Genomic DNA, 18,260 nt, shown 5'->3' on the forward strand with positions numbered 1-18,260 from the left:
TTCGCCGCGAGCCACCGGCTCAGAGGCGGACCACGCGTCCCTCCCCCGCGGAACGGCGGGCGGCCTCGATGACCTCGAGTGCCCGGACCGCGTCCCAGGGGTCGACCGGGAGGTCGCCGTCGCCTCGGAGCGCCCGGGCCAGTCGGGAGTAGAACTCGGGATAGCGCCCCGGATCGGTCGACTCGTCGCGACGCGTGCCGCCCGTGACGACGACACCACGACGATCGCCCGCGTCGACCCCGTAGGTGGGATCGACCGGCGGCAGTCCGGACGACAGCTGGGCCTCTTGCGGGTCGAGGCCGTGCACCTCGTACGCGCCGGCCGACCCCAGCACCCGGAACCTCGGCCCGGGGAGGGCTGCGACGTGGCTCATCGTGAGCCGCGACCGTCGACCCCCGTCGTGCTCGAGCGACAGATGCACATCGTCGTCGGCCGAGCCGGTCGGGCGGCGGGTCGCGATCTCGGCATGGACGGACCGGACCGGCCCCAGGAGGCGCACAGCCTGGTCGACGAGGTGCGGGCCCAGGTCGAACAGGATGCCGCCACCGTCGGCGGAGGTGGCCCGACGTTTCCAGCCGAGGCGGTTCTCGAGCTTCCACGGCTCGAAACGCGACTCGACCGTGTGCACGTCGCCCAGTTCACCCGACCCCGCGAGACGCGTCGCCGTCAGGAAGTCGCCGTCCCACCGCCGGTTCTGGTAGACCGTCAGCGGCCGCCCCAGCGACTCGGCGAGCCCGACGAGCTCGCGGGCGTCGTCAGCCGAGGTCGCCAGCGGCTTGTCGACCACCACGGCGGCCCCGGCTCGCAGGGCACGCAACGCGGTCTCGACGTGGGTGTCGTTCGGGGTGGCCACGACGATCAGGTCGAGTTCACGACGCCAGAGCTCGTCGACGTCTGCGACGACCTCGGCACCGGGATGCGCCGCGACGGCCTGCCCCGCACGGTCGGGGTCGCGCGTGACGACGGCATCGACCTGCCAGGCCGGGTCCGCCGCCAGGAGCGCGCCGTGGAACACCCGTCCTGCGAGCCCGTAGCCCACGATGCCGACGCGCAGCGGCTCGACGGCGCTCATGCGGCGGCGAACGGGTCGGGGGTGAGCACGTAGACCGTCTCGAGGTACTCGTGGATGCCCTCGGCACCGCCCTCACGGCCGAGGCCCGACGACTTGACGCCGCCGAACGGGGCCGAGGCGTTCGACACCACGCCGACGTTCAGCCCGAGCATGCCGGTCTGCAGTCGTTCGGCCAGCCGCTGCCCTCTGGCGAGGTCCCGCGTGAAGGCGTAGGCGACGAGCCCGAACTCGGTGTCGTTCGCGAGGCGGACCCCCTCGGCCTCGTCTCGGAACGTCGAGACGGCCAGGACGGGGCCGAAGATCTCGGTCGTCAGGATCTCGCTGCCGGGGGCGACGCCCGACACGACGGTCGGCTCGAAGAACGTGCCCGGACCGTCGACGGGGTGGCCGCCGGTCTCGACCACCGCGCCGTGGGCGACGGCGTCGCGGACCAGGCGGTCGGCCTTGTCGACGGCCCGGTCGTCGATCAACGGGCCCACGGAGACCCCGTCGTCGGTCCCCGCGCCCACCCGGAGTCCTCGCACGCGCTCGACCACCCGGGCGGTGAACTCGTCGGCGACCGACTCGTGCACGATGAACCGGTTGGCGGCCGTGCAGGCCTGGCCCACGTTGCGGAACTTCGCCTGCATCGCGCCCTCGACCGCGGCGTCGAGGTCGGCGTCGTCGAAGACCACGAAGGGCGCGTTGCCCCCGAGTTCCATCGAGGTGCGCAACACCTGCTGGGAGGCCTGCGTCAGCAGCGTCGACCCGACCGGCGTCGACCCCGTGAAGCTGAGCTTCCGGAGGCGCGGGTCACGGATCAGGGGCTCGCACACGTCGTTCGCCGACAGGGTCGTCACGACGTTCACCACACCGTCGGGAACACCCGCCTCGGCGAGCAGGGCGGCGAAGGCGAGCGTGGTGAGCGGGGTCAGCTCGGCCGGCTTGACGACCACCGTGCAGCCGGCGGCGAGGGCGGGCGCGATCTTGCGGGTCCCCATGGCGAGGGGGAAGTTCCAGGGGGTGATCAGCAGGCAGGGGCCCACCGGGCGGTGCAGCACCGTCGTCCGGCCGGTGCCCTCGGGGTTGGTGCCGTAGCGACCCGAGACGCGCACGGCCTCTTCGGAGAACCAGCGGAGGAACTCGCCGCCGTAGGTGACCTCACCGAGCGACTCGTCCAGCGGCTTGCCCATCTCGAGCGTCATCAGGAGGGCGAAGTCGTCGCGCCGCTGCATCAGCAGGTCGAAGGCGCGACGCAACACCTCGCTGCGGTGGCGGGGGGACGTGGCCGCCCAGTCCTCTTGCGCGGCGACCGCGGCGTCGAGGGCCCGCAGGCCGTCGGCGGGAGTGGCGTCGGCCACCGCGACCAGGACCTCGCCCGTGGCCGGGTCGAGGACGTCGATGGTCTCGCCGGAGGACGACGGGCCCCACGAGCCCCCCACGAAGAGGCCGGTGGGCACGGCCTCGACCACGCGACGACGCTCGGCGGCCGTCACGACCGGGCGGCTCACGCCGGGACCCCGGTCGAGCCGTCGACGACGTCGGACGACGGGACCGTGCGCACGCCGGCCGCGCGCAGCTCGGCCAGGGCGGCCTCGCTCGGAGCCGGGGCCACACCCGCCACGAGGTCGGTCAGCACCGTGACCCCGAGCCCGGCGGTGACGGCGTCGAGGGCCGAGGCCCGGACGCAGTGGTCGGTCGCCAGACCGACCACGTCGACCTCGTCGACGCCCGTCGCGGCGAGGGCGTCACCGAACGGCCGCCCGTCGTCGACGAGCCCGTCGAACAACGAATAGGCCGGCCGACCGTCGCCCTTGAGCACGTGGACGTCGACGAGGGCGGTGTCGAGGTCGGGGTGGTAGTCGGCACCGGTCGACCCCTGCACGCAGTGGACCGGCCACGAGTCGACGAAGTCGGGCTCGAGGCTGAAGTGGCCGCCGTTGTCGCCGTCGGCCGCGTGCCAGTCGCGGCTGGCGACGACGAGGTCGTACCGGTCGCGATGGGCGCGGAGGTGGTCGGTGACCGCCTGCGCGACGTGGGCGCCGCCGGTGACCCCGAGCGCGCCTCCTTCGGTGAAGTCGTTCTGGACGTCGATGACGAAGAGTGCTCTGGTCATGCCACCATTCTCGCGCGCCGCACCGACAGCGGCACGCCTCAGCCGTTGGCCAGGTTGTCGCCGCAGTTGTAGACGGCCGTCGTCAGGGTGTCGAGGGCGGCCCGCGCGTCGTCCTGCACGGAGCCGATCGCGTAGAAGGCGAAGGTGAGCTTTGTGCCGTCCGCCGCGTCCACCGTACCGGCCAGGGTGTAGGCCGTGTCGATCCAGCCGGTCTTGGCGTGCACGGCACCACGGGCCACGGCGTTCGCGCCTGTGAACCGGGAGGCGAGCGTGCCCGTCTTGCCCGACACCGGCAGCGCGTCGTAGACGACGCCGAGGCCGTGCTCGCGGTTCAGGACCTGGATCATCAGGCGCGCGACGAAGGTCGAGGGCACAGCGTCGTTCTCGCTCAGGCCGGACCCGTCGATGATCGTGAGCGAGGACGTGTCGAGACCGTAGGTCGACGAGAGCACGGACTTGTAGAGGGCGGTGAGCGACGCGGCCGACCCGTCGGCACCGGACGCCTTCGACGAGACGCGAGCGAGCATCTCGGCGAGGGTGTTGTCGGAGGTCGGCAGCAGCTGCGAGATCAGGCGGCCGACCGGCTGGGACGACACCTGGGCGATCACGGTGCCGCTCGTGGCGGCGCCCTGGGTCATGGTGGCGGAGTCGGCGCCGACGACGCCCGCGGCGACGAGCGCGGAGCGGAAGGCGTCGCCGGCACGGGCGACGGGGTCGGTGCTGCGCGGACTCGTCTGGGCCGCAGGGTTCGCCCGGTCGCCGTCGACCATGAGGGCGGTGACCTCGGAGTGGTACCCGATGGTCTGCTCGGTGCGCTTCCAGGACGGGTCCCACTTGTCGGAGGGGTTCCAGAAGGTGGCGTCGAGCGTGATCTGCGTGAGGGGCTGCTCGCCGAGCGACGCCTTCACCTGGGTCGCGAGGTCGGCCACCGTGGGGGCCCCGGCGTACACGCTCGAGCCGGTGGCGCTGAGCGTGGCGTCACCGCCGCCGACCAGGGACACGGCGCCCGTCCCGGCGTCGCCGGTCACCCGGGTCGTGAGACGCGCGTCGGGCCCGAGGACCGACAGGGCGACCGCGCTCGTCAGGGTCTTCAACACGCTGCCCGTGCGAGCCGGGGTCGAACCGTTGCGGTCGAAGAGGACCTCGCCCGTGGCGGCGTTGACCACGCTGCCCTCGAACTGAGCGAGACGGGCGTCGGACGCGGCCCCGGTGACCGAGCAGGTCCGGAGGCGCGTGGCACCCGGGATCTCGGCGGGAACCGAACGGGCAGGGTCGACCGAGGGGGTCGGGGTCGGGGTGACCGTGACCGCCGGCTCGGGGCTCGACGCGGCGGCCCGTGCCGTCCCGGCGTCGGGCGCGGTGGCGGCCCCGGCGGCCACGGCGCCGCCGCCGAGCAGCGCGAAGGCGAGGACGCCCGCCGTCACGACGACCCCCCGCGGACGCGAGGAGACCCAACGCCGCACCGAGGCGCCCGCCCCCGTGGACCGGGCCGCGTCGCCGGAGCCGACGCCATCGCCCCCCGTGGTCGACTCGGGACGGTCGTGACGTGGCTCACCCTGATCGCTCATCGAGGACATCATACGGAGCCTCGCGCCCACGTCATCCCTCGGAGGGGTACCGCACGCCGATCTGTCGGCGGACCTCGTCCATGGTGCGCATGACGCCGACGACGTCGGCGGCGGTCAGCAGCGGACTCTCTCGCTCGCCCGCCGCCACGACCCGTTCGAGTTCGAGCGCCTGGTGGTGCATGCCCCTCAGCCCGTTCTCGTCGGCCTCGTAGCGTTCGACCACGGCGTCGTCCTGATCACGCACCGTGAAGCCCCCGGGCGCGTAGAACGTGTCGTCGACGTCGATGCGACCGGCGGTGCCGAGCAGCGTCGCCGTGTTGCGCCCCGAGGTGTCGAGGGCGGCGTACAGCTGGGCCGTCGCACCCGACTCGTGACCGAGCTGGATCGCGACGCGGGCGTCCACGCCCTGGTCGCTCAGCGTGGCGGCGGCCGACACCGTCGAGGGCGCCCCGAGCAGGTCGTCCGCGAACGACACCGGGTACACCCCGAGGTCGAGCAGGGCCCCGCCGCCGAGGGCCGGGTCGTTGATGCGGTGGTGGGGATCGGTGGGCAGCGACTGGACGTGCACGGCCGTCAGGAGGCGCACCTCGCCGATGACCCCGGAGCGCACGACCTCGCGCAGTCGCGCGCTCTGCGGCGTGTACCGCGTCCACATCGCCTCGAGGACGACCACGCCGGCCTCGCGAGCGGCCGCGAAGACCCTCTCGGCCTCCGTGGCGTTCACGGTGAAGGCCTTCTCGACGAGGACGTGCTTGCCGGCCGCGATGGCCAGAAGGGCGTTCTCGGCGTGGAACGGGTGCGGGGTGGCGACGTAGACCACGTCGACCTCGGGGTCGGCGACCAGGTCGTCGTAGCTGCCGTGAGCCCCCGGGACCCCGGCACGGTCGGCGAACTCGCGCGCCTTGGCCAGGTCTCGCGACCCGACGGCGGAGACGGTCGACCCCGCCCCCTGCAGGTCGGACGTGAAGGTGGCGGCGATGCCGCCGGCGCCGAGGATTCCCCATCGAAGTGTCATGCGGACTGTCTACCAGTCACCGCCGACGGGGAGGCCCGCAAGGGTCGAGGCGCCGTCCCGCGGTTCGTTCAGCAGGCGTACCAGCGACTGGCCGAACGGATGAAGTCCGGGCTGTCGTCCGGCGCTCCCCCGTGCACGGCGGCGAACCCGACACAGGCGTGCGCGAGGTCTCCGCGGAAGTCCGGTCGGTAGACGGCGTCGCGGTGCGGGGCCGAGGCCCACCACTTGGCGGCGGCGACGTCGCCCGTGGTCGACGTGCCGCCCGCGAGGTTGCCGTCGCAGCCGACCGGGGGCACCCCGTCGCTGCGGACCACCTCGCCCTTGTGCCCCCAAGCGCTCAACGGATCGGGGCTCGGGTCGCCGGCGACCCAGAAGAGGTACTGCTCGAGGCACGCGTCGTACCGCACGTTCGCGGCCGGCAGCAGCCCGAGGCACGCCGCCTGTCGCCGCTCGTCGTACGCCGTCCGGAACGCGTCGAGGTCGGCGGCGGTGGTGCCCGTGGCGCCGCTCGCCGCGTCGGGGGCACCCGTCGCGCCGCTCCCGGCATCGGCGCCGGGCTGCGCGGGCGAGGGGACGGAGGCGCCGGTGGCGTCGTCGACGCACCCCGCGCCTCCTGCGTCCTCGGTCGTGGGGCCCGCCTCGGATGCGGGGTCGCCGCTCGCGAGGACCACCGTCGTCGGTCCGTCGGCCACGCCGGCCGTCGCGAGGGCCGAGGAGTCGCCTCCGGCCCAGACGACGAGGAGGATGCCCGCCAGGACGGCGGCGAGCAGCGCGGTGCAGATCACTCGGAGAGGCATGCGGGCCACCTCCTTCCGGCATCAGGTGGTCGTCGCAGATCGACCGTAGGGCGACGGAACGACGCCCGGGGGCCGTTCGGGGTACAAGTCGACGACGCCCTCACCACTATTGGGGGCGGAGGGACCGGGACCGGGGCCTCGAGAGGCACGCCCTCGGACGAGAACAGCCCCGGGTCGTGGTGACCCGGGGCTGTGGTGGAGCCGCTTATCAGAATCGAACTGATGACCTTCTCATTACGAGTGAGACGCTCTACCGACTGAGCTAAAGCGGCGGGGCCGGCCTCGGCCGGTTGCCCGTGCCTCGCGGCACGATTAGATACTGTACAGGATCAGCGGACCTCACGCGTCACGAGGCGACCGAGCTCGACGAAGCTGGCCTCCATGCGGGCGCGCAGGCTGTACCGCATGTCGCTGAGGTGGTCCACGTCGTCGTCGTCGATCCACTCGGCCCAGGCATGACGGAGGGTGGCGATGCTGACGAGCGACACCAGGTGCGCGCGGCTGAGCAACGACGCGTCGACGGCGTCGTCCGCCACCCCCTCGTCGGCCGCCATGCGTTGCGCGACGACGGTCGTCAGTCGCTCCTCGAAGACGCGCGTCGACGCGATGCGACGGGCCAGCAGGTCGGGGTGCGCCCGCAGCACCCGGCGACGCAGGACGACGAGCTCGCGATCGACCGTGGCCGACTCGACGGCGTGCGTCAGCAGCTGGATCAGGCTCGACAGCACGGGCTCGTCGCGTTGGGCCACGAACCGCTCGAGGTCTCGACCGTCCGGCAGCGCGGGCGGATCACCGACGACGGCTTCTTCCTTGGAGGGGAAGTAGTTGAAGAAGGTCCGCGGCGAGACGTCGGCCCGGCGGCTGACCATGTCGACCGTCACCGCGTCGAGCCCGTGTTCGACGATGAGGTCGAGGACGGCGACCTGGATCGCTCGTCGGGTGGCCAGACGTTTGCGCTCGCGCAGACCGGGGGCGGCGTTCGGGTCGCTCATCAGGCCATCATCGCTCATGCCGCCGGGGAAAGGGGTGGACGCCCCCTCGCCGATCCGGCGCTCGCGCCGGTGCCGCCGGGCCGGTGCCGCCGGCGCCGGTGTCGCCGGCGCGGGTCAGCGGGTGGCGTGACGGCTGACGACCACCAGCATGGCTTCGAGCGCCATGGCCGGCGACACGTTGGCCTCGATGCGGCGGCGGGCCAGGGCGATCGCGTCGAGGACGGCCAGGGTCGCGGCCGGGGTGGAAGCGGTCGCCGCGGCGTCGAGCTGTGCCCGGATGGCCTCGTTGATGGGCTGCTCGTCGACGCCCAGCTGCAGCAGCAGGACGTCGCGGTACAGCGAGAGGAGGTCGACCATGATGCGATCGATCCCGTCGCGGAGGCTCCGGGTCGCTCGGCGTTTCTGGTCGTCCTCGAGGGCGCGCAGTTGGCTCCGCAACGCCGGAGGCACGGTGCCACCCGGCTCGACGCCCAGGGAGCGCAGGGCGCTCGCCCGTTCTTCGGCGTCACGCTCTTCCGTGATCGCCTTGGCGTCGTCGCCCGCCACCGCGAGCAGGGTCGCCGCCGCGATGACGGCGTCCGAGACGCTGCGGATGCCCAGGGCGGTCTCGAGGGTCTGACGACGTCGCGACCTCGCCGAGGAGTCGAGCGCCAGGCGCCGCGCCATGCCGATGTGGCTCTGGGCCTCCCGGGCCGCCACGAGGGCGATCTCCGACTCCACCCCGTCGCGGTCCTCGAGGAGCGCGGCGACGTCGGCCACGGCGGGCATGCGGAGGCGCACGCTGCGGACGCGGGAGCGGATCGTCGGGATGAGGTCGGCCTCGCTCGGGGCGCACAGCAGCCAGACCGTCCGGGGTGGCGGCTCCTCGAGCGCCTTGAGCAGGAGGTTCGAGGTCCGCTCGGTCATGCGGTCGGCGTCCTCGATGACGACCACCCGGTAGCGACCCACCGACGGCGAGAACTGGCTCGCCGCGACCAGGGACCGGACCTCGTCGATCGTGATGATGATGCGTTCCGTGCTGAGGACCGCGAGGTCGGGATGCGACCTCGCGGCGACCTGCCGGAGGGTCGCCTCCTCGTCGGCCGGCTCTCGTGAGAGCAACGCGGCCGCGAAGGCGTAGGCGAGGTTGGAGCGACCCGAGCCGGGCGGGCCGGTGATGAGCCACGAATGGGTCATCGAGGCGTTGCCGGGCTGGGTGGAAGCCGCCGCTGTCAACGCCTTGATGGCGTCGGGCTGACCCGTGAGGTGTTCCCAGAGGGGCATGGTCAGCGTGCGCCCTCGACTCGAGGGCCTACCCCGCCGGTCACTCGGCCGCCGGGGCCTTCGGGGCCGGCGTCTTCGCAGCCGGCGCCTTCTTCGCCGCGGTGGTCGTCTTGGCGGTGGCCGTCTTCGCGGTGGTGGCCTTCTTGGCCGGTGCCTTGGCCGTGGTGGCCTTCTTGGCGGGTGCCTTCTTGGCCGGAGCCTTCTTGGCGGCCGCCTTGGGTTTGGCCGGACCCTTGGCCCGCTTGTCGGCGAGCAGCTGGACGGCGCGGTCGAAGTCGACCTCTTCCACCGTCTCGCCCCGCGGGATGGTCGCGTTCGTCTCGCCGTCGGTGACGTACGGGCCGAACCGGCCGTCCTTCACCTTGATGGGCTTGCCGCTCACGGGATCGGCCTCGAACTCCTTCAGGGCGCTGCTGGCCTTGCGGGCACCGTACTTCGGCTGGGCGTAGAGCTCGAGCGCCCCGGGCAGGTCGATCTCGAAGATCTGGTCCTCGCTCGTCAACGACCGGGTGTCGGTGCCCTTCTTGAGGTAGGGGCCGTAGCGCCCGTTCTGCGCCTGGATCTCGACGCCGCTCTCGGGGTCGGTGCCGACGGTCCGGGGCAGGTCGAGCAGCCGCAGCGCCGTGTCGAGGTCGACCGTGTCGACGCCCATGCTCTTGAAGAGCGACGCCGTACGTTCTTTCGGAGCGGCGGCCTTCTTGGCGGGGGCCTTCTTCGCCGGAGCCTTCTTCGCCCCGGTCGTGGTCGCGGCGGCGGACGACGACTCGGTCACCTCGCCCGTCGCCGGGTCGGCCGTGATCTCGTCGGTGGCCGACTCGGGGGTCCGCTCGGTCACGTACGGGCCGAAGCGGCCGTCCTTCGCGATGACCTCCTTGCCCGTCTCGGGGTTCAGACCCAGCACGCGGTCGCCGACGACGGGGGCGTCGATGAGCTCGCGGGCCTTCTCGGCCGTCAACTCGTCGGGGGCGAGGTCCTCGGGCACGTTGACCCGACGGGGCGTCTCGGGGTCGTCGCCCGGCGCCTCGAGGTAGGGGCCGTAGCGACCGATGCGCAGGGTCACTCCGTCGGCGAGCACGATCGAGTTGATGTCGCGCGCGTCGATCTCTCCCAGGTTGTCGATGACCTTGCGGAGACCACGGTGCGACTCGTTGCCGAAGTAGAAGCCGTTCAACCAGTCCACGCGGTCGGCGTCACCACCGGCGATGAGGTCGAGGTCGTCCTCCATGCTGGCCGTGAAGTCGTACTCGACCAGGTCGGCGAAGTAGTCCTCGAGCAGACGGACCACCGAGAAGGCGATCCAGTTCGGGACGAGGGCCGTTCCGCGAGGGGTGACGTAGCCACGGTCGACGATGGTCGACATGATGGCGGCGTAGGTCGAGGGGCGTCCGATGCCGAGCTCTTCCAGGGTCTTGACGAGGCTCGCCTCGGTGTAGCGCGGCGGTGCCGACGTGTCGTGGCCCTTCGCCTCGACCTCGTCGAGGCCGAGGGCCTGACCGGCGGTCAGCGGGGGCAGCTTGGCCTCGGCCGGCTCGGCGGCGCCGTGGCGGTCCTCGTCACGACCCTCTTCGTAGGCGTTGAGGAACCCGCGGAACGTGATCACCGTGCCGGACGCGGCGAACTCGGCGAGCGTCCCGGCGGCGGCGCGGGGCGCGATGCCCTCGACCGGTCCCGAGGTCGTCGCCGCGACGACGACCGAGGCGGTCGAGCCCTTGGCGTCCGCCATCTGCGAGGCGACCGTGCGCTTCCAGATGAGGTCGTAGAGCTTCCAGTCGTTGCCCCGCAGGACGTTCTGCATCTCGGACGGCGTCTTGAAGGTGTCACCCGACGGACGGATCGCCTCGTGCGCCTCCTGGGCGTTCTTGCTCTTGCCCGTGTACAGCCGAGGCTTGTCGGGGACGGTGTCGGACCCGTAGAGCTTGGCCGCCTGGCTGCGCGCCGCACCGATCGCCTGCTGCGACAGCGCCGGCGAGTCGGTTCGCATGTAGGTGATGTGGCCGTTCTCGTAGAGCGACTGCGCGACGCTCATGGTCTGTCGGGCCGAGAAGCGCAGCTTGCGCGCTGCCTCTTGTTGGAGGGTCGACGTCGTGAAGGGAGCTGCCGGACGACGGGTGTAGGGCTTCGAGTCCACCGAGCCGACGAGGATCTCGACGTCCGAGGAACCCAGCGCCTCGGCGAGCGCCCGCGATGCCGCCTCGTCGAGTGCGACGGCCTCGTTCTTCAGGCGGCCCCGGTCGTCGAAGTCGCGCCCCGCGGCCACGCGTCCTCCGTTGACGCGGACGAGGCGTGACCCGAAGGCGACCTTCGCCTCCCCCTCGGCCGCGACGGGCTCGAAGGTCGCGGTGAGGTCCCAATAGGAGGCGGAGACGAAGGCGAGGCGCTCACGCTCGCGGTCGACGACGAGACGGGTCGCCGCCGACTGCACGCGTCCGGCCGAGAGGCCGGGGCCGACCTTGCGCCACAGCACGGGCGAGACCTCGTAGCCGTAGAGGCGGTCGAGGATGCGACGGGTCTCTTGCGCATCGACCAGGGCGGTGTCGAGGTCGCGGGTGTTCTCCTGTGCCTTCTGGATGGCGTCCTTGGTGATCTCGTGGAACACCATGCGCTTGACCGGCACCTTGGGCTTGAGCTCTTGCAGGAGGTGCCACGCGATGGCCTCGCCCTCGCGGTCCTCGTCTGTCGCGAGGTAGAGCTCGTCGGCGTTCTTCAGCGCGCGCTTGAGGTCGGAGACCGTCTTCTTCTTGGCGTCGGAGACGACGTAGTAGGGCTCGAAGCCGTTCTCGACGTCGACGGAGAACTTGCCCATCGACCCCTTCTTCAGCTCGGCCGGGAGGTTCTTGGGCTCGACGAGGTCGCGGATGTGACCGACGGAGGCCAGCACCTCGTATCCGTCGCCGAGGTACTGCCCGATCGTCTTGGCCTTGGCGGGCGACTCGACGATGACCAGTTTCTTCGTGCCTGGCACGGGACTCCTTGGGTGGTGGTGCGGCGACCCGGTCCGACGGACCGGGCGAGGGGCTGCAGGGCGAGGACGGGGTGCTCGATCGCTCCCACCGACCCCGAGGAACGTCGGGAGCCGTGCAGCCGACAGCCACACCATACACACCCGACGCCCGGGCCCCCTTCACGGGCCGCCGCCCCGGGACGGGGCCGTCGAGGGCGGCGGACCGGCGGTCGCCCGGGCCCCGACGTCGAGGGGACCGAAGGTCGTCGAGACCTCCACCGTGACCTCCGCACCCGCGACGACGCAGGCCGAGAGAGAGACGCCGTTCGCCTCGGCGGTCGCGGCGGCGCGGTCGCAGGCGGCACCGACGACGGCCCCCGACAGGGCGTCGGCTGCGGCGAGCGCCGACGCGTCGGCCGCCCCGGCCGTGCGCGACCGGACCGCGAGGGCCGAGTGCGATCCGACGAGAGCGACGGCGAGGACGGTGATCGTCACGAGCCCGCCGGCCGCCAGCACGCTCGAGCTGCCGCGGTCGCTCCCGAGGAGCTGGCGGACGGTCATCCCCCGGCCCGCGGTGCGCAGCTGCGGGAGGCCAACGCGACCTCGCCGACGAGACCGAGCCGTACCTGCCGGCGGAGGTCGACGCAGACGAGGTCGGCGGTGACGGACTCGGACACCGCCGCGCCCGGCGCCAGCCGGGCGAGGGTCGGGCCGACCGAACCACGGTCGCCCCGGGCGGTCTGGCGGGCGACCACGGCGGCGGCGTCCGCGAGGCGGACCGACTGCGAGGTCACGCCCAGGCTCGCCGCGACGAACGAGACGACCATGATCAGGGCGGGCATCGTCATCGCGAACTCGACCGTCGCGCTTCCCCTCTCGTCGTCCACTCGACGGAGGAGACGGACGAGGCACGCACGGACCCCGGTCGCCACGGCGATCACCCGACCGACAGGGCGGACCGGACCAGGTCGGAGAGGATGCTCCGGACCTCGTCCGACCTCATGATCGTGACGAGCAGGCCGGCGAAGCCCACCGCGGCCATGATCACGATCGCGTACTCGGCCGTGGCGGCACCGTCGTCGGCCCGGGCGACGCGACGCGCGACCGAGGCGAGGCGGCCGAACGGGGCGAGGAGGCCGGCCGGGGAGGCACGGCGAGCAGGGGACGGAGGGCCTGACGTGGGGACGGCGGGCGACGGGGTCTCGGCAACGGTCATGATGTTCCTCTCGTGGGTGTCGGCACCTCATCGGTGACGTTCCGAGCCTGGCGGCATTCCACGGACGGCCTGCAGACGTCGCTCCGCGCTGGGGACGACCGATCACCAGGAACCCGCTGTGGACGACACGAGCGAGACGACCAGCGGCACGACCCCGATGACCAGGAACGCCGGAAGGATGCACACGCCGAGCGGCAGCATCAGGGTGACGCCGAGGCGGCCCGCGGCGGCCTGGGCGGCCGTCCGGGCCTCCAGCCGCAGCTCGCGGGCCTCGGAGCGCAGGAGCAGCCCCGCCGGTGCCCCCGCACGACGGGACAGGTCGAGGACCGCCTCGCACCGACGCCGCTCGACCCGGTCGGCGGACTCGCCGACCGGGCCCGCGCCTCCTGGTGGTTCGGTGACCGAGGCCTCGATCCCGCACGAGACGATCGCCTCGTCGACGGTGGTGAGGCCGGACGACCACGAGGCTCCCCCGGACAACGCCACGGCGAGGAGTTCGGGGCGCAGGCCCGGCACCCTCGACGACGGGAGGGCGCCCCGCACGAGTTGGGCGTTCCACCGACGGGCGACCATCACGAGTCCTCCGGCGACGCCGACGCACGCCCAACCGATCGGGGTGCCGACGAGCACCGCACCGGTGTCGAAGCCCAGCCCCAGGGAGAAGAGGAGGCCCACCGGCGGGAGGGCGAGGACAACGTTCGCGGTCGCCCGTGGCCCGCTGAGGGCGACCTGGACGTCACGGCGTGCCTCGTCGGCCGACCGGAGAGCCGACACGAGGGAGTGGAGGCAATCGGCCATCGGGGCCCCGCTCGTCTCGGCCACGCGCCAGGCGCAGGCGACCTGCCTCCAGGTGCGGTCGTGCCCGTCGGGGTCCTGGGCACCCTCGAAGGGTCGGGTGTCGAGCCGGGACACGAGGCTCGTCGACACCGCGACGCCGTCGCCGCCGTCGAGCGCGACCGCCTCGGCGAGCCGTCGGATCGCGCCCGGGGGTTCGGCCGCGCCGACGTGGCCCCAGGCCCTCGCGGGCGCGACCCCTGCACCGATGAGGACGGCGAGGCGTTCGACCAGGACGGCGGCCGGCGTGAGTCGTGACCGCCGCGTCCTCCGGCGCCCGGGGCCCGGACTCCCGGAACGACGGCTCGGACCACCGGTCACCCCCGTGACCCCGTCCGCGCGACCAGGCGCCCCTCGGGCGTCACCGCGAGATGGCCGATCTCGGCGAGCCTCCGACGACCGTCGCGTCGCTCGAGGTGGAACACGGCGTCGATCGCGCTGACGGCCTGCCGGGCGAGCGCGTCCACCCCGAGCCCGGCGAGTGCCCCGAGAGCCTCGAGTCGGGCGGGGACGTCGTCCAGACCGTTGGCGTGGACCGTGCCCGCGCCTCCGTCGTGCCCGGTGTTCAGGGCCGAGAGGAGGTCGCGGATCTCCGGCCCACGGACCTCGCCCACGACGAGACGGTCGGGTCGCATCCGCAGCGCCTCGCGGACGAGACGGGACAGGTCGACTCCACCCGCTCCCTCGAGATTGGGCTGCCGCGTCTCGAGCGCCACGACGTGTGGATGGCGTGGCCGCAACTCGGCGACGTCCTCGATGGTCACGATGCGGTCGGAGACGGGAGCCTCGGACAACAGTGCGGCGAGGAACGTGGTCTTCCCGGCCCCGCCCGACCCGCTGACCAGGACGTTGGCACGGCGCTCCACGCAGCCGATCACCGCCTCGAGAGCCCCCGCGGGGAAGAACCCCCGACGATCGAGGTCGAGGAGCGACATCGACTCGACCCGGGGCACCCGGATCGAGAGCGCCGTCCCCGCGACCGCCAGCGGAGGCAGGACGACGTGGACCCGGAGACCGTCGCCCAGGCGCACGTCGACGCACGGGCTCGACTCGTCGACGTGGCGTCCCCCGAGCGAGACCAGGCGTACCGCGACCTGCCGAGCCGATGCCTCGGAGAGATGGATGCTCGTCTCGGGCTCGGCCCCGTCGCCGCGATCGACCCAGACGCCCACGCCGCCGGTCACGAAGACGTCGGTGACGGCCGGATCGTCGAGGAGGCGCCCCAGGGGCCCGAAGGCGGAACGCTCGGGTCGAGCGAGGCGCCCTTGTACCCCGAATCGAGCGTCTGTACCCCGGTCCAGGCCGAGTGCCGGCACGGGAGGCAGGGCGAAGCGGGAGGGAGGGTGACGGAGGGTGAGGGACGGGTGACCGGCGGTGTCGACCTGAGGCGCATGGGACATGGTCCCGACGGTAGGCAGCGTCTCGTCAGCACAGACAGATCGGTAGAGCACCGTGGGGACGGATCGTCGATGAACGCCCTTGGGGACGAGCCGTCCATCCACCCGGGCGACCGCCGGGTTAAAAGAGAGGGGCGGCACCGGTTGGGGGGAACCGGTGCCGCCACGTGCGCCGGGCGATTGGGGGGAATCAGCACGACGCACGTCGGAATTGAATCCGACTCGCCAAGTGTACCCCAGGTCGGCTCCGGAACACCACGTCGTCCGGCCTCCCCCCGCGCGCGGCCCGCCCATGCCCGGTGGGACCTCCGGAGTAAGGTCGTCGGCGCGGCTCCGAGCCGCGGTTCACGCAACGACGCGAGAGGACTTCCGATGCTCGACGGCACCGACGACCAGCCCACCGAAGGACGCACCTTCGCCCCGCCTGCCGACTTCGTCCGGACGGCCGTCGCCGGCTCGGACCTCGCCGCACGAGCCGCCGCCGACCGGCTCGCCTTCTGGGGTGACCAGGCCCGCGAGCGGCTCACGTGGGACCGGGTCCCGACCGAGACGCTCGACTGGTCGGACGCGCCCTTCGCCCGGTGGTTCGCCGACGGAACCCTGAACGTCGCCTACAACTGTCTCGATCGTCACGTCGAGGCAGGGCACGGGGATCGCGTCGCGCTGCACTGGGAGGGCGAGCCCGGTGACGCCCGCTCGGTGACCTACGCCGAGCTCACCGACGAGGTCAAGCGCGCGGCGAACCTGCTGCTGTCACTCGGCGTGCAGGCGGGCGACCGCGTCGTCGTCTACCTCCCGCAGATCCCGGAGGCCGTGGTGACCATGCTCGCCGTGGCCCGGATCGGAGCGGTCCACTCGGTCGTCTTCGGCGGCTTCAGCGCCGAGAGCCTGCGCGCGCGCATCGACGACGCCGGTGCTCGCCTGGTCGTCACGGCGGACGGAGGCTGGCGCAAGGGAGCGGTCTCCCCGCTCAAGGCCGCCGTGGACGAGGCCCTGGCGGTGGACGGCGACTCGACGGTCGAGCACGTCCTCGTCGTCCGACGAGGCGGCAACGACGTCGACTGGACCGACGGACGCGACGTCTGGTGGCACGACGCGATCGAGACCGTGGACGCCGAACACGTCGCCGAACCGTTCGAGGCCGAGCACCCGCTCTTCATCCTGTACACGAGCGGCACGACCGGGAAGCCCAAGGGCATCCTGCACACCTCCGGGGGCTACCTCACGCAGGTCGCCTACAGCCACTCCGTCGTCTTCGACCTGCACCCCGAGACCGACGTCTACTGGTGCACGGCGGACGTCGGGTGGATCACCGGGCACAGCTACGTCGTCTACGGCCCGCTCGCCAACGGTGCGACGCAGGTGCTCTACGAGGGCACCCCCGACTTCCCCGCACCGGGCCGCTGGTGGGACCTCGTCGAGAAGTACGGGGTGACGATCTTCTACACCGCGCCGACGGCCATCCGGGGCTTCATGAAGTCCGGGAGGGAGATCCCGGCGGCCCGCGACCTGACGTCCCTGCGCCTCCTGGGGTCGGTCGGTGAGCCCATCAACCCGGAGGCGTGGCTGTGGTTCCGCGAGGTGATAGGCGCCGGCCGGACGCCCATCGTCGACACGTGGTGGCAGACCGAGACGGGTGCGCAGATGATCTCGGCGCTGCCCGGTGTCACCACCACCAAACCCGGATCGGCCCAGACCCCCCTGCCGGGCATCTCGGTCGACGTGGTCGACGACCACGGCACCCCGGTGGCGAACGGCGAGAGCGGCCTCCTGGTCGTGTCCGAGCCGTGGCCGTCGATGCTGCGAGGCATCTGGGGTGACCCCGACCGCTACGTCGAGACGTACTGGAGCCGCTTCGGCGACCGCTACTTCGCCGGCGACGGTGCCCGCCGCGACGAGGACGGCGACATCTGGCTGCTCGGCCGGGTCGACGACGTGATGAACGTCTCGGGTCACCGTCTGTCGACCGCCGAGATCGAGTCGGCCCTCGTGTCGCACCCCATCGTCGCCGAGTCGGCGGTCGTCGGTGCCGCCGACGAGACCACCGGTCAGGCGGTCGTGGCGTTCGTCATCCTGCGGAACAAGGCGAAGACGACGCAGACACCCGAGGAGGCGGTGGCCGCGTTGCGCGCGCACGTCGCCCACCAGATCGGCGCCATCGCGCGTCCGCGCACCGTCGTGCTCGTCGACGAGCTGCCGAAGACGCGCTCGGGCAAGATCATGCGCCGCCTGCTGAGGGACGTGGCGGAGGGCCGCGAGGTCGGCGACACGACCACGCTGGCGGACACGTCGGTCATGTCGGTGATCACCGCCGAGATGCGCTGACCCCGGCGCGACGACGGCCCCTCCTCGTCGAGAGGAGGGGCCGTCGTCACGACCGGACGAGGAGGCGCGTCAGCGGACCTCGAGGACGAGTTCGACCTCGACCGGCGAGTCGAGCGGCAGCACCGCGACCCCGACGGCGCTCCGGGCGTGACGCCCGGCCTCGCCGAAGATCTGGCCGAGGAGGTCGGACGCGCCGTTGATCACCCCGGGCTGGCCGGAGAAGCCGGGATCGGAGGCGACGAAACCGGTCAGCTTGACGACGCGGACGACGTCGTCGAGCGAGTCGAGCACCGTCGCCGCTGCGGCCAGGGCGTTCAGCACGCAGGTCGCCGCCAGCGCCTGCGCCTCGGCGGGCTCGACCAGCCCGTGACCGTCACCCACCTTGCCCGTGGTCGGCAGCTGACCGTCGACGAACGGCAGCTGACCCGCGGTGTAGACGAGCGACCCCGTGCGGAGGGCCGGGACGTACGAGCCCGCGGGTGCCGCGACGGGAGGGAGGACGAGACCGAGCTCGGCCAGGCGCTCGTCGACCGTCGTCATCAGGCGTCCTGCCGGGGGCGCTTCAGCCACGCGACGGGACCACCCTCGGGCCCCTGGGTCACCTGGACGAGTTCCCATCCGTCGGAGCCCCAGTTGTTGAGGATCGCCGTGCTGTTGTGCACCAGCAGGGGCGTCGTCGTGTACTCCCAAAGGACCATTTCGGCTTCCGTTCAGCTTGAAAATCGGCGATGTCGCTTACCCTGAT

At 72.4% G+C, this 18,260-nt stretch carries 17 protein-coding genes and 1 tRNA gene; 1 reads left to right on the forward strand and 17 read right to left on the reverse strand.

Going from position 1 to position 18,260, the window contains the following annotated elements; genetic code table 11:
* Positions 1-19 precede the first annotated feature (19 nt).
* The 15 genes from QRN23_RS06445 to QRN23_RS06515 form a co-directional block, all read right to left on the reverse strand.
* Positions 20-1,072 (reverse strand): Gfo/Idh/MocA family oxidoreductase, encoded by a 1,053-nt coding sequence (locus QRN23_RS06445; RefSeq protein WP_285062944.1) that lies wholly within the window; start codon positions 1,070-1,072, stop codon positions 20-22.
* A complete protein-coding gene (locus QRN23_RS06450; protein WP_502874811.1) occupies positions 1,069-2,562 on the reverse strand; it encodes an NAD-dependent succinate-semialdehyde dehydrogenase in 1,494 nt (497 codons plus the stop codon). The genes QRN23_RS06445 and QRN23_RS06450 overlap by 4 nt, the downstream gene beginning before the upstream one ends.
* Positions 2,559-3,167 (reverse strand): isochorismatase family protein, encoded by a 609-nt coding sequence (locus QRN23_RS06455; RefSeq protein WP_285062945.1) that lies wholly within the window; start codon positions 3,165-3,167, stop codon positions 2,559-2,561. The genes QRN23_RS06450 and QRN23_RS06455 overlap by 4 nt, the downstream gene beginning before the upstream one ends.
* A 38-nt stretch (positions 3,168-3,205) precedes the next feature.
* The gene (gene dacB, locus QRN23_RS06460; RefSeq protein WP_082460420.1) at positions 3,206-4,735 is read right to left on the reverse strand and encodes a D-alanyl-D-alanine carboxypeptidase/D-alanyl-D-alanine endopeptidase; all 1,530 of its coding nucleotides are present in this window, start codon (positions 4,733-4,735) and stop codon (positions 3,206-3,208) included.
* A 31-nt stretch (positions 4,736-4,766) separates the two neighbouring features.
* On the reverse strand, positions 4,767-5,750 hold the full coding sequence (locus QRN23_RS06465; RefSeq protein ID WP_285062947.1) for a Gfo/Idh/MocA family protein: 984 nt from the start codon (positions 5,748-5,750) through the stop codon (positions 4,767-4,769).
* A gap of 68 nt (positions 5,751-5,818) precedes the next feature.
* On the reverse strand, positions 5,819-6,547 hold the full coding sequence (locus QRN23_RS06470; RefSeq protein ID WP_285062948.1) for a hypothetical protein: 729 nt from the start codon (positions 6,545-6,547) through the stop codon (positions 5,819-5,821).
* Positions 6,548-6,743: 196 nt separating this feature from the next.
* Positions 6,744-6,819 (reverse strand) — tRNA-Thr (locus QRN23_RS06475).
* A 57-nt stretch (positions 6,820-6,876) separates the two neighbouring features.
* Positions 6,877-7,539, reverse strand: a complete 663-nt coding sequence (locus tag QRN23_RS06480; RefSeq protein ID WP_055971509.1) for a TetR/AcrR family transcriptional regulator — start codon at positions 7,537-7,539, stop codon at positions 6,877-6,879.
* 114 nt (positions 7,540-7,653) lie between these two features.
* Positions 7,654-8,802, reverse strand: coding sequence for a DNA polymerase III subunit delta' (locus tag QRN23_RS06485; RefSeq protein WP_285062951.1), 1,149 nt, complete (start codon positions 8,800-8,802; stop codon positions 7,654-7,656).
* 40 nt (positions 8,803-8,842) lie between these two features.
* The gene (gene topA / locus QRN23_RS06490) at positions 8,843-11,764 is read right to left on the reverse strand and encodes a type I DNA topoisomerase (protein ID WP_285062952.1); all 2,922 of its coding nucleotides are present in this window, start codon (positions 11,762-11,764) and stop codon (positions 8,843-8,845) included.
* A 159-nt stretch (positions 11,765-11,923) separates the two neighbouring features.
* The gene (locus QRN23_RS06495; RefSeq protein WP_159826185.1) at positions 11,924-12,304 is read right to left on the reverse strand and encodes an Rv3654c family TadE-like protein; all 381 of its coding nucleotides are present in this window, start codon (positions 12,302-12,304) and stop codon (positions 11,924-11,926) included.
* Positions 12,301-12,630 carry a TadE family type IV pilus minor pilin gene (locus QRN23_RS06500; RefSeq protein ID WP_148053633.1) on the reverse strand — a complete coding sequence of 110 codons (330 nt, stop codon included), beginning with the start codon at positions 12,628-12,630 and terminating at the stop codon, positions 12,301-12,303. Before QRN23_RS06500 ends, QRN23_RS06495 begins: the two co-directional genes overlap by 4 nt.
* 50 nt (positions 12,631-12,680) lie before the next feature.
* A complete protein-coding gene (locus QRN23_RS06505; RefSeq protein ID WP_173151263.1) occupies positions 12,681-12,959 on the reverse strand; it encodes a DUF4244 domain-containing protein in 279 nt (92 codons plus the stop codon).
* A gap of 102 nt (positions 12,960-13,061) precedes the next feature.
* Positions 13,062-14,114 carry a type II secretion system F family protein gene (locus QRN23_RS06510; RefSeq protein ID WP_285062954.1) on the reverse strand — a complete coding sequence of 351 codons (1,053 nt, stop codon included), beginning with the start codon at positions 14,112-14,114 and terminating at the stop codon, positions 13,062-13,064.
* Positions 14,111-15,193: a TadA family conjugal transfer-associated ATPase gene (locus QRN23_RS06515; protein WP_123570481.1), complete on the reverse strand. Its 1,083-nt coding sequence runs from the start codon at positions 15,191-15,193 to the stop codon at positions 14,111-14,113. Before QRN23_RS06515 ends, QRN23_RS06510 begins: the two co-directional genes overlap by 4 nt.
* Before the next feature lie 369 nt (positions 15,194-15,562).
* On the opposite strand from QRN23_RS06515, the gene acs reads away from it, so the two are divergent.
* The gene (acs, locus tag QRN23_RS06520; RefSeq protein ID WP_285062957.1) at positions 15,563-17,515 is read left to right on the forward strand and encodes an acetate--CoA ligase; all 1,953 of its coding nucleotides are present in this window, start codon (positions 15,563-15,565) and stop codon (positions 17,513-17,515) included.
* A 69-nt stretch (positions 17,516-17,584) separates the two neighbouring features.
* Here acs and QRN23_RS06525 read toward each other — a convergent pair whose 3' ends face one another.
* Both QRN23_RS06525 and sp36 read right to left on the reverse strand, forming a co-directional pair.
* Positions 17,585-18,055 carry a RidA family protein gene (locus QRN23_RS06525; RefSeq protein WP_123570483.1) on the reverse strand — a complete coding sequence of 157 codons (471 nt, stop codon included), beginning with the start codon at positions 18,053-18,055 and terminating at the stop codon, positions 17,585-17,587.
* Positions 18,055-18,213, reverse strand: a complete 159-nt coding sequence (sp36, locus tag QRN23_RS06530; RefSeq protein ID WP_167599048.1) for a Sp36 family protein — start codon at positions 18,211-18,213, stop codon at positions 18,055-18,057. Before sp36 ends, QRN23_RS06525 begins: the two co-directional genes overlap by 1 nt.
* Positions 18,214-18,260 lie beyond the last annotated feature (47 nt).

Source organism: Frigoribacterium sp. ME-P-080 (genome assembly GCF_030209595.1).
In the GTDB taxonomy this organism is placed as follows: domain Bacteria; phylum Actinomycetota; class Actinomycetes; order Actinomycetales; family Microbacteriaceae; genus Frigoribacterium.